This is a genomic window from Pantoea sp. UYEF8 (genome assembly GCF_040546285.1).
Lineage (GTDB): Bacteria > Pseudomonadota > Gammaproteobacteria > Enterobacterales > Enterobacteriaceae > Pantoea > Pantoea brenneri.
This window is the reverse complement of record NZ_JBEPNM010000011.1, coordinates 1-14,447: the sequence shown is the minus strand read 5'-3', so window position 1 is coordinate 14,447 and position 14,447 is coordinate 1. Positions and strand designations below refer to the sequence as shown.

Here is a 14,447-nt window from a genome sequence, read left to right as displayed (position 1 = left end):
AGAAACACAACCGTGCAATCCAGATGATTCACTAATGAAAAAAACCCGCCCGAAGGCGGTCACTTATCTTTGTTTTTGAAATAGTAGCCGATGATAAAACCTAATGAAGTACCTAACGCGCTAACTATTATTGATAAAACTTTATCCAATTCTAAAAAAGGAATCTTTTGAGATTGCTCGATAAGGCCAGCATCATGTAATTTAATAACCCAACCTACTGCAAAGGAATTATAAATAGCAACAAAAACAGCACCAAAAGCAATCAATCCGAAAAAACCCACCAAGAACAGGAATGTTAATGAGTGTCGGGTATCCTCATCACTTCTAAGTTTTTCTTTGGATGAATCCTCTTGGAATTTTGCAGCATTTTGAGCATCTGCGGCTTCTCTTTTTGCTGATTCTATTTGCCTGAGTAAATCAGACGCTTTGGCATTATGGGCCAGTTTGGAAGACCTGAGAGTTAAGTTATCGCTCATTGTTTCTCAAACTCTCCCCGCCAAGTTGCTTGATGACTGATGTATAATCCTTCCACAATGAATCGTTGTAGGCGTGAGCATTTAGAATAGACTGCCCTATTAACTGAAGGTGAGAAGCTATCTTTTCAGAAATGGCCTTTTCTTCTGCTGTTTTGTTAGCCTTCTGGTCGATCTCTTCAGTGATACTTAGAAGAAGGGATGAAAGTTCAAATACGTCTTCGGAAATTTTATCGCCCGCAGCTCTGAATCTGGATAACTTGTCGATGATTTCTGTATTGCTCAGCTTCTTCATAACGCCTCAAAAGAATTATAACTTCATCATTTCATTCTAACTTGAAAGAAAAATCCGTTCATCTTTATATTACATAAAACATTGTTCTCTGATGTACTGCTGCAGTCCGGCTATCTGTTTTATGGCGATTTCGATTCGGTTTCTGAGGGTAAAATAATCCCGTTCAGCGGCGTCATCAAGTCGGGGGCGGGCTGCATCATCCACGCCGGTGGCGCTGGGGGTTTTACCCTCTGGCATGGCTGAACGGCGGGTTTTGAGGTACAGCCGCTTGCGACCAGCAATAACGTCATGACGAAGCTGCTCAATAGTCGCCTGAGCATCGGCTAACTCCTTTGTGTATTTTGCATCGAGCGCGGCAACCTCTCGCTGTCGTGTCTGCATTTCTCGGATAGCAGCTTCCTGCTGCTTCGCCAGCTGTTGTGTCTGATATGCAGCCGTACGCCACTCTGTGGCTTTGTCGTGATAATGGCTGGCGAGCAGCCCGGCCCCCAGCGCGACCAGGCAGAGACACAGCAGCAAATACCGCATCACTTCACGCCTTCCAGGCAAAGCTGTTTTTCCTCCTGACGTCGCGTCACCAGGCCCGGAAGCTCTTTGCCCCCACCGAAAACCCACCGGGGGAATTCATTGCATCCGTCCACCAGCTGGCCATGGCGGAAATAGCGGAACATCGTTGATTTCTGCATTGCCGGACAGCCAGCATTGAATGCAATTGAGACCGCAGCAGAGAATGTGTTCTCCGGCAGCCGGGCACCCGCAGCGTAGCGATTTACACATGCCTCGGCGTCCAGAATGTTTTGTTGCCAGTCTGTAGCTATCTGCTCGTCAGTTTTGCGTGTGCCTGGCTGAGTACTGTGTGTATTGCCTATGCCGTCGGTGATAATACCTGCCGGACACGTATAGGGTTCACGCCAGCACCCTTCGGCATTACCGATGAGTTCCAGTCCGCGCTGATTTGTGCGTATTTGGCCAAGCGAAAGCACGATAGCAATGATGACACTAACAGCACATATCGCGCCTGCTGCGCCGGCTTTTCTGTTAAGTATCGGCATCCCTAATCCTCTTGCCTTCTGTTGCTTTAGCCATGACTTCAGCAGGCGTCGGGCGCTCGCTTTCCGGCTTAGCAATGACGCTGTCCAGATAGGCTCTGAGCATCTCTGTGCGTATGCGCTCTTCCTCCAGCTGCTGTCGCCTTTCGCGTCGAGAGGCGTAATAGGTTTTGATTGTGAAGAACGCGGAGATCGCTGCGCCGACGCAGAAAACGTAGTCATACAGGCTAAGCGTTGAGAAGAACGCCAGACACGCAGACCACCAGTACGGCATTTGATGAGATGAAGAGTCCATACGATGCATGCTCAGCCCTTTCTGCTGTGGGCAACAACAGGATTAGAAGAAAAAGCCGCGCGTCGGCGTGCGCAGGATGCGCGGTGGGAACCAGCGGCGACTTTGGGTATAAAAAAAGCCCGCCGAAGCGAGCCTGCAGATAATTTTGATTAAACAAAAAAGCTTCTTTGCCGATAACTCTGCAATCCCAACCTATCGAGAAACTACAATGGCAACTAAAGCTCCAGGCATTTGCGGCCACTGTCGCGAAACCGTTTCACCCAACGTGATAGAAGAAAACACTTTTCGCCGTGATAAATGTCAATGTCCCAAATGTTCTGAGATTTTATATTCTTGCAGAACACCAGGCTGCGATGATTACGCAAAAGGCGGTAAATCGTACGATGAAGAACTCTGTGTAGGATGTACAAAGTCATTAGCTGAAGGTGCCGGAACACTGGCAAAAGGAGCTATAACAGTCTTAGCTACAGCAGGTGCTGCTTATGCTGCGTCTAAATTCACAGAGTCCTCTGAAAAATAAATATAAAGTTCTAAAGCATGAATGAACAAGAATGCTCCTTGAAAACCTCAGGCTCTGGCCATGAAATTTTGGGGAGCATTTAATGGATTTTAGATCCGTTCAGGATGATGCCTTTGTTGCCACTCTTATCATGATATTTGCTTTTTTACGATCGTAAAGCATTTATTCCCTGATGCGCTATTACCGCTCCTGGCGTTGATGAGAGCTTTGTTTGAAACCGCGTAAACGGATCCCCAAGAAAAGTAATTACATCTCACAGGAAATTACCTTCTGATGACATCTGCGACATATCAATGTAAAAGATACTCATTTCCAATATTCAGGCACCCTCTTTCAACCAGACATCTGCGTCCATCTCAAGCCTGATATCCAGCGCCATCAGATAGCCATCAACCATTCCCTCCGCATTCTGCAGCTTCTTACCGATATGCGTATCTGAGCAATGATGCTCACGCCCCAGCTGCATGAAAGTTTTGCCAAAGACGTAATAGTCGAAAAGCAGATTATGTGCGACCGGATACTTACGGTGCAGTCTGGCCATAATGTCAGAGATAATCATTCCGTCATCGTCACAGCACTTAGCGCGGCTTTTAATCTTTGAAGGTATGAGGTCAGCGAACCCGGCAGCAACTGACGGCCACCAGACCGGCTCCCGGTTATCAGCTACCCATGCTCCCCATCGTTCAAGCACTTGTTGAATATCACGCATCATGACCCCCGATACTGAAACGAATAGATAAAAGGAACTGAAGCTTTATTGACATATAGCAATAGACCTTGAACGATGCTTATTATCTCAAACCCTGATTATCAGCAAACACTTTTTAAGGCGGGAGGTTAAAGGTACAATGAATTTACGTTGCGGAATATTAGCGATTCCGGAGGCTGGGTGTAGCCTTTTTATCTAAATATAAAATGCATAGCCTGGAGTTCTCTTACTCTCAAGGAATACAGATGACTATTCAGAACCTGTCCAGTCAGGAATTTTACGAAAAACTCAATAAAGTGATCCGCCCTTCGGCACCCATCTCCTCTTTTGAAATGCTTTTTGGCCGGGAGAAGCAGGTCAGTGAGATTGAGGCGGCACTTTATGCAGATGGCCGCCATGTTTTCATTTACGGTGATCGTGGCGTGGGCAAAACCTCGCTGGCTCAGACTGTGGCGGTTAAGCTGCAGACACATAATGATCCAATCTTTGTTGGCTGTGAGCCCGGCTCAACCCTCAGCACTATAGTGAGTGATATTCTGCTTAAGGCAAACGTCTCTGCTGAACCGGTTTCTGAAATGACCTGGGGAGCCAGTGTAAATCTGATGGGTACAGGCCTGTCAGCCCAGCATAAAAAAACCGAAAAGCCTCTGCTGCGTGAAGTGAACTCGGTCTCCTCTGCAGTGATGGCTCTGTCGGCACTATCAGGAAAGCACTCACCTGTTCCGCATGTTGTCATTGATGAATTTGACCAGATCGAAAGTGCTGAAGAAAGGAAGAACTTCGGAAGGCTCATAAAAGCCCTTGGCGACCAGAACCTCAGAATCAAGCTTATCTTTACGGGCATCAGTGACTCCCTTCACTCACTGATTGGCGGGCATCTTTCCAGTGAACGGCAGATCCATCAGACACCCCTTGAGGCATTGCCCTGGAGCGGAAGGGATGAAATTATCGACAGAGCCTTTGGCGAGTTTGATCTTGAGCTCAGTAAGGATGTGAAGTTCAAAATATCCGGCCTCAGTGACGGCTATCCTCATTATGTTCATCTGCTGTGTGAAAAGATCCTTCAATGCGCCTTCTCTAAAGACGAAGAGGTGAAGCAGATCGACCAGGCGCTGTTTCTGGAAGGACTCAGGGATGCCGTCAGCTCCGTTGCTGAAACACTGAAATACGATTACGTGCAGGCTACTCACTGCCGGCCTGAATACTTTCACCATATGCTGTGGGCTATGGCCGACTCTGGTGATCTGCAGCGGGAAAAGAAGACCATCTTTTTCTCGTACAATCACATCTGTGAAACGCGTGGTTACAGCCAGCTTGAGAGTAAACAGTTTGATCGGCAGTTTTCAAAACTGAAAACGGAAGAGTACGGTACGGTTATTATTCCCGCACTGGAAGGAAGAAAGGGCTGGTTCAGGTTCAAAGAAAATATGCTGAGAGGCTATGTCAGAATGATGGCCGAGCTCAATGGCGTGGAGCTGGACTTTGAACGCCGCTTTACCGCAAATGAGCCTTCAGCGCAGGCAGTTTCATACCGTTCGGGAACTTACCGGCCACTCACGCCAGTTGAAAATAAAATATACCGGCGTGAGCAGAGGCAGTTAAAAAGTAAGTTGTGACATTTACTGAACCGGGCAGCATCTCAGACCAGCTCTGAACCGCAGACGAAAAAATGCTGACGCTGCCCATTACTCGTAGCTACTACAACGGCCAGCTTTACTGCCCTCCCGACCTGTATTGAAGCTTCACCTGCATCGCATCTTTACAGTTTACTAAATATGCGAATGACAACCTTAGCTATCAAAGTATCGGAAAGATAAAATATAAAATCACTCAATGATTCCTATAAGCTCTTAAAAAAAGCACCTACTGCAAACATCTCAGCGAACTCGCATTAAAGCTGCGGGGGGGCATTACCACGCTAAAAAAATTAGCTTAACTGATAAATTGAAAACAAAGTGAATAAATTTCACTTTAATTGTCATTTTCTAATGACTACAGTTATTCACAAGTTTTTGACAACAAACCTTATCTGGAGAAGCAAACTTGTTTGGCTACGAAATCGCATTCATCCCTATATTAGTTATTGCTATCATTCTGATGTGTTCATTTATAACATTTAATCTGAAACTATATTTTGAATTAGGGTTACGTCCAGGCATCGTCACTTTTATTTTTATTGGCACTTATAGTGGATTATCCTTCGCCTTCTCCAATGAGAAACCAATTATTTATTTTTTTGCCACCATAATAACTTTATTTGCAGCAATCGCTCCAAGGTGCTGTTCATTGGTTGAGAGTTACAGACAATACCAATACATATTAACGAGCCCTGAAGACACCCAGTACAGAACACCCTTTATACGCAGAGTTTTTGACATACTTCCGGACCTGGTAGTTATACTGCTTATTTTTTCTCTCGCATCAGATGTGCGAAAAGAACTGAAATTGAATGCTTTATGCTTAACTCTTTTCTATATGACTTCCTTCTTCTATACCTTTGTTGTTGCTGCTTATATAGCGATAACGGATAAGATTAACAGCAAAATACATCATTAGCGCCACTACCTCCCCCTTTTATGAAGGTCTTTTTTATTATGGAAAGTTTAGTGCAGAACATTATCAAGTTTGACACATTGATAAGTGCCATTGCGGCGATTATTATACTTTTAGCAATCAGCTATATTTTTTATTCGAGAAGCGGTTCTACCTACAGCTTATACAATCGCCTGTGGTCTTTATTTGTTGGAGACAAAAAATTTTATGATGAAAACCTCGAAACATACATGCAGGAAAGAAAAGATCTTGATAAATTCAATGCGGTATTCAATACAGAAGCAAAAACAAAAAGTGATCTTTTAAGATTTCACAAAAGAATAACAAAACACGGCATTGACATAAAGAAAATTTCGGAATCAAAAGGTAATTTTGATTTTTATAAGCTTAAAATGGAGAAACCATCACTGACATTTAGCTTTATCACATTTCTCTTTTCTGTTGGGATTTTCCTTTTCAGTCTCGTTATCGTTGCCATCGGCGTCAGTGATAAGGCCATGCTAAAGTTCCATGATGAAGAACCGTGGGTTTTGATAAACCATGAAATGGCTAAGCCAGCACTCAGCAAATATAAGATAACACCAGAAACATGCAAAAAGGATAACTATGACGTCAACAAAATCAACCGATTAACAAAACTATCCCCGAATACAATTGAAGTAATATGCCACTCCTTTGATAGTAAAGATGATGCAAAAACCATTGATAAATACATTGCAGGGCAAAAAGGATTACCATGGATTGCAGTATTATTATTATTCGTTGCATTTCGGATTTTCATTTTTTCAATCAGGCGATTCTGTGCCAGAGATTACAGGGTTTATTTAAAAAATCAGTATATTAAGTCGAGAAAGGCAGCTCGTTCTACTGTGAACTAGCATCTTCAGAAACTGAGTGTTGAGCAAAGCAATATCCTGACAGGGCCTAACCACTCTGTCAGAGATTCTGTTACGAATGGATATTGCCTGACGGCCATAGCTGTTCAGTCGTATGAGGCCGCCCTGTTACTTAAGCCGCTCGTCCGGCGTACGCCATTTCAACAGGCGCTGCAGGGCAGTTTCACCCTGCATAAATCCCCTGGCGGCCCTGAGCCGTTCTCTCAGCTGCTCCTGAAGTACAGCATCGCATTTCTCAATATCTCTTTCAGCATCCCTGAAGAATTGTTCGACACGCATATCTTCTGCCCATTTGGCCATAATGCCCTGCAGTTCGTTCACGCTGGCCTTATGCGCCTCTTCCCGCTTACGGATAGCCTCACGTTTTTTATACTCGATCATCTGCTGCTCCATCCGCAAACGGTGGGCTTCAGCACGTTCTTTCTGCGCCTGGATTTCCTTCTTCAGAACAGGCAGAGCAGAGTGTGCCGCTTTAATGATTTTCGGTATCTGGCTTATCAAACCGCAGGTGTTGGTTTGAGTGAAAACCTGGTACCAGCCCTCCTGCTCGTAGGGAGAGTAGAGTTGCAGCCTGAACCGGCCACACGGTATATGATGCCGACTGTAATAACCGAGATGAGCTGAATTTTTGCCGCGTGACCAGCTGATCATCTTTTCATCCCGTACATAACGGCCCTTCACCCTTTTAGCTGGCACATACTCCACCATCTCCACCAGTGAGAAGCCCACGCTTATTCCGTCTAAGCTTATTACGCTCTCATTGGTTGGCTTCCATATCGATGGGTATATGAAATCCCGGCTGCCATCCTCACTGACACTGATATCTCTTCGACGGAGACTTTCGTTCATCTCTGCCAGGCGAATACGAAGCCCGCCCTTCTCAGCTGCAGCAAACAGCTTTAACAGGAAAGCCTCAGCATCACTCAGGCCCGAATCGGTAACGTTCACATCGAGTAATTTTCGCTTTGAAGGCTTGTAATAGCCCAGCTCAGTAATCTGAGATTTGAGCAAAATTTCTCTGGTGGCGAAAAACAACTGCGCCCCTAATGTGGAGTGAGACGGCGATTTGGGCCTCCCCTTCGAAGCGGGCTTTGAGCCAGAAGGTAATAGTTGCTCGCCCTGTTCTTCGTTAGCTGGTAGTACATCAGGCTGCTTGGGTGGATTGATGCTTTCCTTATGTTTGAATGGGGGCAACACAGGAACAGCAGGAGCGGCACCTTTCGCAACCGCGCGCCAGTATCCCTCCAATGGCCTGGGGATTTGGAGCTCAACGCATCTGGCAATCAGCATCTGCTCGCTAACGTTAAAATCTAACGCTATAACGAAAGCTGGCCTCGACCACACCAGAATGTGTAGGGAATGCCTATCTGTGGGTAGCAACATTAATATGGCCTTTTAATCGAGGGAATCGTTTATCCAGCTGATTAAAATCAACAAATTTAAAACCCATTCAAAATGGTCATGAACTTATCAGCTTGAATGTCACACTTACGATAAAAGTGATGTACTCATGATGAGACATCAGAATTTTAGGTGACAGAAAAACACTGTTCAAAATAACCGAAACTGTGATTTTGAACAGTGTTTTTCTTGTTTTTAAACCTCACTTGAGGTATAAAAACAAGAAAATCCTACAGGAATCTTGTTCATGCCTCTCTGCAACATTGCCCATACCGAAGTGCTGGAAGATCGTAATGATGTAGAATCTTTCCTCGCGAGTTTGAATCTCAACCAAAGTGAGTTGGTACAGATACTTGAGCGTGGTCTATCAGCCCGCTATTCGACCACACTGAATCATCCATTAACTTCTCGTGGACAATACTTCTATGGTGAAGCCGTAAGCGCCTTCCGAGAAGTACTTGCTCCAAAAGGATTTGAACGTTTATCACTACGGAATGTAGAGCTTACTATAAGTAATGATATAGCACTCTATCTTTGCCGGGGATGCAGCCAGACTGGCCTTGCTCATGGTTATCCAGAATCACGAATGAAAAAGGGAGATTTTACATGCGATCTAATGGGATTAATTTTAAATAATGCTCCAGGTCAAGGTGAACTTTCACTGAACGAAAACCAGCTTAAGCTGGATTTTAAGTTATCTGATATTGATGCAATATCATTACTACCGAACAAAATCGGACGTGACTTATGGTTTTTACTCTACGATTTTTATGAACTGGATGAGTTTAATCGTGTTGGTATCCGTGCGGAGCTATCCCGTCCCGTTTCGTACAATAATAACAATGTAGTTAACAGTTTTTCCACACGATTAATCCTTGATGTGAATCAACTGGATCCGCTATTGCCAAAAGGTGAATCTCCGCAATTTACCCCCGATATTGATCTCGATATTTTGAAAACAGGTTAAAGATGCATCATGTTTAACTCAGAGCGTTTACGTATAGCTAGAGAGCGGAGAGGCCTGACACAAAAAGGTTTAGCCGAAGCTGCAGGACTGACCAGCAAAACGATTTTCAATTATGAAAAGGCTGGCATTTTTGATGAAATTGCTAGTGATAGCATGGAAAGAATCTCTAATGTTTTGAACTATCCACTTGATTTTTTTCAAGACAGACCTGTCCCTACACTATCCTACGAAGCAGTCAGTTTTCGCGCAATGACAAAATTAAGTGCCCAAAAGCGTGATTCAGCAATAGGGGCTGGAAAGCTGGCTCAAGAGTTATCAGAGTGGATTGAAGCCCAGTTTCAATTACCTGAGACAAATGTACCTGACTGTAGTTTTGATGGCTTTTCAGAACCCGAGAACGCGGCGCGAGCTGTTCGAGAAGCTTGGGGTATTGGTGAGCTTTCAATATCCAATGTTAATCACTTGCTTGAAGCCAATGGGGTCAGAGTTTTTTCGCTCGCTGAGAATTGCATTGAAGTTGATGCTTTTTCCTTCTGGATGGATGAGAAACCCTTTGTTCTTCTTAATACCATGAAAACACCTGAACGAAGTCGTTTTGACGCCGCGCATGAACTTGGGCATTTAGTATTACATAAGCACTCAAGTAATAACGGTCGCCAAGCTGAAATGGATGCAGATCGCTTTGCATCAGCATTCTTAATGCCTGAGCGAAGTATCCTAGCATCCGTACCCAGAATGCCTAAATTGGATCAACTAATCTCACTGAAAAAAAACTGGAAAGTTTCACTGGCCGCTTTAGTCCGACGAACATTTGATTTAGGGTTATCATCGGAATGGCATTATCGGCAGCTTTCAATTGAGTTAAATCGGCGTGGATATCGAACAGGAGAACCCCAAGGTATGCCTGAACGAGAAGTATCATTGATTTTAGAGAAAGTTTTTTCAGCTTTACGTGCTAACGGGGCGAAACGCACCGAAATCCTCAAAGAACTAAGATTCCCTTTGGATGAAATAAGCGCACTAACATTTAATAATCCTTATTTCATGGAAGCATTGACCGGCAGTAGCTCGATAATTAGTAACAATAAGGACACTTCGCACTTAAGCCTGATTAAGTAAAACTTTACACATAAACGGCGATATTAGCGCCGTTTCTAATGTGATGTCAAAATGGAAATCAGTTCTCAATTAATCATCGTATTTTAGCTTAGCACCTTACCAAGGTATAGCTTGCTTTAGAGCAGTCCTATGAGCTACATTCATAGCTTCATGATACAATTTATCAAATTCATCTAGAACAACTTGTGAAAGTTCAACGCTAGTCAAAACTAAAAGCCTTGCATTATACCTTTTCAATTGCGCTTCTCTTGATAAATTAAGTTCAGAACAGTCTAAATTTAACGCAGAAATAGTTAACTGAGCTTTTTCTTTATCAACAACATCAAGATTTTTTTTTGCCTCAACCTTGCCACTTATGAAAAACTGTAAAAATTTTTCAGGATCATCCACATCAGGTTTAATCAACTTATTAGGGTCATATGCTTTTTTTTGACCTTTAGGTAAGATTTCATCCTTGAAATGTCCACAATGACCTCTTGAATCGCAGCAACCGAATAAGTTATCCCAGCTAAATGTTAACGGCTTATAGGCCACATTTCCTTTATGAAAAAAATGCTCTATATGCCCAGTACCCTTCCCCCTTTCAGCCTTGCTTTCACAGTAAACGCAAAATTTCTCCTGAAATTTATCGAGTTCAATCCATATTTTAGCTTTCTGTCTAGTTTTAACAGAATCCCAGTCCTGAGTTAAATATGAGAACTTGCTCAAACATACAGGAGTAGTAGCCAGAGTCCTATCCAACTTTTTCATCTCAACTCCTAACCCTTATTGTTTATTTTAGCCTTGAGCTCATGAATCTTAATTAAATTCTCACAATCAAGCACAACAGGATGATTATTTCCAAAGTGCTTTCTTAAATAACCCAGAGACTCCATTGCCTTCTCGATATCGTTATTAGAAAGCAATACCGAAAAATTATCAACATCTCTGGCTTCTTGCACATCTGGTATAGAGTCCGCGCCCATTATCTTGGCCATAATATCTGCACTTTTCACCCCTTTAGTTTGGAAATTAGGAGATACGGACAATATCTCACCATCATCACCATTAACAAACATGCGGATGTTATTTTTGTCAATAGTTGATAAAACCTGTGGGCTATGGGTTGTTATTATAAACTGAATACATTCAAAGCTTTTTAATAAAGCATCAACAATATTTTGCTGCCACTTGGGATGTAAATGTAATTCAATCTCATCAATCACAACAATACCTGGTGATCTTAAAGGGTTATCTAGAGCTGGATTTAAAGTTAACAATTTTCTAGCAATATCAGATACCAAAGAAATGATAACTTGCTGGCCCTGAGAGGCCTGAGTGATACTTATTATTTGCCCATCTATGACAAGCATAACCTCTGCTCTGCCAGAGGTCTTATCAACATATATATCTTCAAATCCGGGCATCGCATTACTAATAGAGGATTTAATAAACTTTAACTTTTTAAAATATATTTCTTTATTGCCTGCAATATCAGATAATTTTTCAAACTTAGTTAATTCATTGATGTAAATTTCATTCAAAGGATTTTCTTTTACATCTGCACCAGCTAACTTAAAACCTTCAATTAATTTCCTTGACTCATCCAGTTTATTTTTAATTGAATCTCCTGTCAGATTATCAATGACAACCATCCACTCAAGGAAACCATTAAGATCAGCATCACCATCTAACGTCTTCTTATCATAAGATGTCAATCTATCTAATGATACATCAACATTTCTCTCATCAAAAGTGCGATTGGTTTTTATATTATTCCTAGAGACTGAATAATATAAAAAGATAGGTAAAGGGAATTTATCTGCAAATTTTATATTTCGCTTACTTGATAAAACACGATAAAGCTCACCAAGATCTTCAAGAGGTTCTATTTTACTAAACTTATTCTCCTGAGATTTTTTAGCATTTTTTCTCAGCGCTGATTCATAAACGGATTTTTTTAAAACTAGTTTTGATTTTACTTCTGCATATCTTTCCGACAAATTATTTACATCATACTCATTGACGCCCTTGCCTCTACTATTTTTACGCAATATATTAGGGCCGATCCAACTTAAAGTTTTGACAACGGCATCAATAATTGTTGTTTTACCTGCACCGTTATCACCTATAAATACTGTTAGCCTTTTATCGAGCTTAACTTTCAAAGCCCTAAACTTTCTGAAATCAGTTAGAAATAAAGAGTTAAAAAACAATCCTTCGCATGATTCACTTTCTTTAGAAAGCAGATGCTCGTTGCAAATACTCAGAAAATAGTCTGCTTTCTCATAGTTTATCTCAATGATTTGAATGAATTCGCCATTTTCATCTTTTTCTGTAACTCCATTTTCATAAATTTTAAAGAGCTCAAATGCAGATAAAACATCGTCATTGAGAGCTCTTCTCTCAAGCGCCAATATTTGTTTTTTTTGTCTATCCAATTTATTCATAAGTTTACTCCATTAACTTCATCAGCGTTATTTTTGAATACTTAATTTCAAGAGATTCAAAAAAAAGTGGCTCTATAAATTTTGAAAACGCAATCAACCCTTTAAGATGATTAATCTCATCAAAGTCAAGTAAACCCAACTTATAATGATGTATTTTATGCTTGATGTATCTTTTCCTGGCTCTACCTAATGAAATTTTCCCATCATTGCTTAATGTAATGCCAGTAACGTGTCTATTGTGAGCCTTAGATGAAAAAATTGTTTTCCCTCGATTTATTTTTAATGCGCCCGAGAAGTTTTCTTTTAAGACTTTAGCAATTAATTTTGGGAGTGAAAATAGAACATTTCTTATATTGGTGGAAAAAGTTAAATCATCAGCATAACGTGAATACGATATATTATTTTTAACGCAAAACTTGTTAATTTCTTCGTCGAAAAAAAATAGACAAAAATTAGATATCATAGGTGAACTTGGCGCCCCTATGCTCAACACCAATGAATTATCTTTTTTCCAGAATGTTACAGATTCAATAACACTCATATCATATTCATCAGGTAGTTCCCAGAACCTCTGCCATACAGACCAAAAAACATCGGGTGTGATTGAGTTAAAAAAATCCTCAAGATCCATTTTTAAAAGGTATGCGTTTCCAGAGTGAATTAATGCATTACTTTTAATACTCTCTCCTAAACGATAGGCCTTGGCAGTATCATTTATTGGTAAAACGATAAGGTTTAATAATGTCTTTTGATAGACTTTTAACTCTTTTGAGGGCTGAGCAATCAGACGGAATCCAATACCTCTTTTAGGAATCGAATATACTTTGTATTTCTCGGGAGCGTTGATGAGGAACTGCTCAGCAACATCTTCACTAATGCCCATTTTTTGAGCTAAAGCACTAAGTAACATACCCTCCTCCAAAAAAAGCTCAAGTATCAGTAAGATGCTTGAGCTTTGACTCTTTACTAAAGAATGCAATGTATACGCATCTTAAAGGAGGAACGAGTTTAAGATGCGTATACATTGCATTTAAACCCGTTCAATAAATTTGAGTCTGGCTGAACACCCGACTAGACGTAACGTCCACGCTAAAGAGTGATTAACATTATAACTAATAACCTAGCCACTCTTCAAGGAGAAATTTTCATAATATAATACCCCGCCGTACAAAAAATCATTTAAAAACAATCACTTATCTTATGGCTGCTTCAGCATGCACCCACCCTTAACATGTTCTGACTGACTATTCATGTTTAAACTTAGCCATTGCAGGCAGAACTCATTGGCCTGAATATCTGAAAATTCAGTCTCTTAACGCTCTTGACATTAATTAGAGATATACTGAGTAACAGCATGACAAAATCGTTCTGTGAAAAGGTTTAAGCACGACTACGTTTATGTAAAAGATCTTAATGTGACAAGTGACCCGATTGTATGCAGTAATAACTGCACCCATTATGGGGCTGAAAATGCAGTCACCGAGAGAGTACAGAAATTCACTACTCGCTATAAATTAACCGTGTCCGTTTTAACAGTGGCAACTCCAATAACTTTAAGCGTATACCTTACAAAAAGCGATAACTGTTTTCAATGAATCTAATTATTTAGTTCAACCCTATACCTAATCGGAGTTCGTTATTATATCGGCTTTGTTGAATAAATCAGATTTCGGGTAAGTCTCCCCCGTAGCGGGTTGTGTTTTCAGGCAATACGCACGCTTTCAGGTATACCTGCTTTCGT

Annotated in this window: 15 protein-coding genes; 5 read left to right on the top strand and 10 right to left on the bottom strand. The window is 41.5% G+C overall.

Annotation, left to right across the window (positions count from 1 at the left end; all coding sequences use genetic code 11):
- Window positions 1-59: 59 nt before the first annotated feature.
- The 5 genes from ABIB18_RS18195 to ABIB18_RS18175 form a co-directional block, all read right to left on the bottom strand.
- Window positions 60-476: a hypothetical protein gene (locus ABIB18_RS18195; RefSeq protein ID WP_354475148.1), complete on the bottom strand. Its 417-nt coding sequence runs from the start codon at window positions 474-476 to the stop codon at window positions 60-62.
- The gene (locus tag ABIB18_RS18190) at window positions 466-768 is read right to left on the bottom strand and encodes a hypothetical protein (RefSeq protein ID WP_354475147.1); all 303 of its coding nucleotides are present in this window, start codon (window positions 766-768) and stop codon (window positions 466-468) included. The genes ABIB18_RS18195 and ABIB18_RS18190 overlap by 11 nt, the downstream gene beginning before the upstream one ends.
- A gap of 69 nt (window positions 769-837) precedes the next feature.
- Complete coding sequence (locus ABIB18_RS18185) at window positions 838-1,296, bottom strand: lysis protein (protein WP_354475146.1); 459 nt, start codon at window positions 1,294-1,296, stop codon at window positions 838-840.
- Entirely contained in the window at window positions 1,296-1,820 is a 525-nt protein-coding gene (locus ABIB18_RS18180) for a lysozyme (RefSeq protein ID WP_354475145.1), read from the bottom strand. Before ABIB18_RS18180 ends, ABIB18_RS18185 begins: the two co-directional genes overlap by 1 nt.
- Entirely contained in the window at window positions 1,807-2,121 is a 315-nt protein-coding gene (locus tag ABIB18_RS18175) for a hypothetical protein (protein ID WP_354475144.1), read from the bottom strand. The genes ABIB18_RS18180 and ABIB18_RS18175 overlap by 14 nt, the downstream gene beginning before the upstream one ends.
- Before the next feature lie 136 nt (window positions 2,122-2,257).
- On the opposite strand from ABIB18_RS18175, the gene ABIB18_RS18170 reads away from it, so the two are divergent.
- On the top strand, window positions 2,258-2,632 hold the full coding sequence (locus ABIB18_RS18170; RefSeq protein ID WP_354475143.1) for a hypothetical protein: 375 nt from the start codon (window positions 2,258-2,260) through the stop codon (window positions 2,630-2,632).
- Between the two features lie 319 nt (window positions 2,633-2,951).
- On the opposite strand, the gene ABIB18_RS18165 is transcribed toward ABIB18_RS18170, so the two are convergent.
- On the bottom strand, window positions 2,952-3,341 hold the full coding sequence (locus tag ABIB18_RS18165; RefSeq protein WP_354475240.1) for an antiterminator Q family protein: 390 nt from the start codon (window positions 3,339-3,341) through the stop codon (window positions 2,952-2,954).
- A 245-nt stretch (window positions 3,342-3,586) separates the two neighbouring features.
- Between ABIB18_RS18165 and ABIB18_RS18160 the strand changes: the two genes are divergently transcribed.
- Both ABIB18_RS18160 and ABIB18_RS18155 read left to right on the top strand, forming a co-directional pair.
- A complete protein-coding gene (locus ABIB18_RS18160; protein ID WP_354475141.1) occupies window positions 3,587-4,957 on the top strand; it encodes an AAA family ATPase in 1,371 nt (456 codons plus the stop codon).
- A gap of 990 nt (window positions 4,958-5,947) precedes the next feature.
- Window positions 5,948-6,772: a DUF6216 family protein gene (locus ABIB18_RS18155; protein ID WP_354475139.1), complete on the top strand. Its 825-nt coding sequence runs from the start codon at window positions 5,948-5,950 to the stop codon at window positions 6,770-6,772.
- Window positions 6,773-6,898: 126 nt separating this feature from the next.
- Here the strand turns inward: ABIB18_RS18155 and ABIB18_RS18150 are convergent, their stop codons facing one another.
- Window positions 6,899-8,173: a hypothetical protein gene (locus tag ABIB18_RS18150; RefSeq protein WP_354475137.1), complete on the bottom strand. Its 1,275-nt coding sequence runs from the start codon at window positions 8,171-8,173 to the stop codon at window positions 6,899-6,901.
- Window positions 8,174-8,438: 265 nt separating this feature from the next.
- Between ABIB18_RS18150 and ABIB18_RS18145 the strand changes: the two genes are divergently transcribed.
- Both ABIB18_RS18145 and ABIB18_RS18140 read left to right on the top strand, forming a co-directional pair.
- Window positions 8,439-9,158: a hypothetical protein gene (locus tag ABIB18_RS18145; RefSeq protein ID WP_210507497.1), complete on the top strand. Its 720-nt coding sequence runs from the start codon at window positions 8,439-8,441 to the stop codon at window positions 9,156-9,158.
- A 9-nt stretch (window positions 9,159-9,167) separates the two neighbouring features.
- Complete coding sequence (locus tag ABIB18_RS18140) at window positions 9,168-10,277, top strand: helix-turn-helix domain-containing protein (protein ID WP_210507499.1); 1,110 nt, start codon at window positions 9,168-9,170, stop codon at window positions 10,275-10,277.
- 96 nt (window positions 10,278-10,373) lie between these two features.
- Here the strand turns inward: ABIB18_RS18140 and ptuB are convergent, their stop codons facing one another.
- Genes ptuB through ABIB18_RS18125 form a run of 3 tightly spaced genes read right to left on the bottom strand, consistent with a single transcriptional unit; the run spans window position 10,374 to window position 13,616 of the window.
- Window positions 10,374-11,027 (bottom strand): retron Ec78 anti-phage system effector HNH endonuclease PtuB, encoded by a 654-nt coding sequence (gene ptuB, locus ABIB18_RS18135; RefSeq protein ID WP_210507501.1) that lies wholly within the window; start codon window positions 11,025-11,027, stop codon window positions 10,374-10,376.
- A gap of 8 nt (window positions 11,028-11,035) precedes the next feature.
- Window positions 11,036-12,706: a retron Ec78 anti-phage system effector ATPase PtuA gene (gene ptuA / locus ABIB18_RS18130; RefSeq protein ID WP_210507503.1), complete on the bottom strand. Its 1,671-nt coding sequence runs from the start codon at window positions 12,704-12,706 to the stop codon at window positions 11,036-11,038.
- Window positions 12,707-12,710: 4 nt separating this feature from the next.
- Complete coding sequence (locus tag ABIB18_RS18125; RefSeq protein WP_210507506.1) at window positions 12,711-13,616, bottom strand: retron St85 family RNA-directed DNA polymerase; 906 nt, start codon at window positions 13,614-13,616, stop codon at window positions 12,711-12,713.
- Between the last annotated feature and the right edge of the window lie 831 nt (window positions 13,617-14,447).

What these genes read in the sequence shown, in the direction of transcription:
- ABIB18_RS18195 (WP_354475148.1), bottom strand. Translation starts at nt 476, where the DNA reads ATGAGCGATAACTTAACTCTCAGGTCTTCCAAACTGGCCCATAATGCC.
- ABIB18_RS18190 (WP_354475147.1), bottom strand. Translation starts at nt 768, where the DNA reads ATGAAGAAGCTGAGCAATACAGAAATCATCGACAAGTTATCCAGATTC.
- ABIB18_RS18185 (WP_354475146.1), bottom strand. Translation starts at nt 1,296, where the DNA reads ATGCGGTATTTGCTGCTGTGTCTCTGCCTGGTCGCGCTGGGGGCCGGG.
- ABIB18_RS18180 (WP_354475145.1), bottom strand. Translation starts at nt 1,820, where the DNA reads ATGCCGATACTTAACAGAAAAGCCGGCGCAGCAGGCGCGATATGTGCT.
- ABIB18_RS18175 (WP_354475144.1), bottom strand. Translation starts at nt 2,121, where the DNA reads ATGCATCGTATGGACTCTTCATCTCATCAAATGCCGTACTGGTGGTCT.
- ABIB18_RS18165 (WP_354475240.1), bottom strand. Translation starts at nt 3,341, where the DNA reads ATGCGTGATATTCAACAAGTGCTTGAACGATGGGGAGCATGGGTAGCT.
- ABIB18_RS18160 (WP_354475141.1), top strand. Translation starts at nt 3,587, where the DNA reads ATGACTATTCAGAACCTGTCCAGTCAGGAATTTTACGAAAAACTCAAT.
- ABIB18_RS18150 (WP_354475137.1), bottom strand. Translation starts at nt 8,173, where the DNA reads ATGTTGCTACCCACAGATAGGCATTCCCTACACATTCTGGTGTGGTCG.
- ABIB18_RS18145 (WP_210507497.1), top strand. Translation starts at nt 8,439, where the DNA reads ATGCCTCTCTGCAACATTGCCCATACCGAAGTGCTGGAAGATCGTAAT.
- ABIB18_RS18140 (WP_210507499.1), top strand. Translation starts at nt 9,168, where the DNA reads ATGTTTAACTCAGAGCGTTTACGTATAGCTAGAGAGCGGAGAGGCCTG.
- ptuB (WP_210507501.1), bottom strand. Translation starts at nt 11,027, where the DNA reads ATGAAAAAGTTGGATAGGACTCTGGCTACTACTCCTGTATGTTTGAGC.
- ptuA (WP_210507503.1), bottom strand. Translation starts at nt 12,706, where the DNA reads ATGAATAAATTGGATAGACAAAAAAAACAAATATTGGCGCTTGAGAGA.
- ABIB18_RS18125 (WP_210507506.1), bottom strand. Translation starts at nt 13,616, where the DNA reads ATGTTACTTAGTGCTTTAGCTCAAAAAATGGGCATTAGTGAAGATGTT.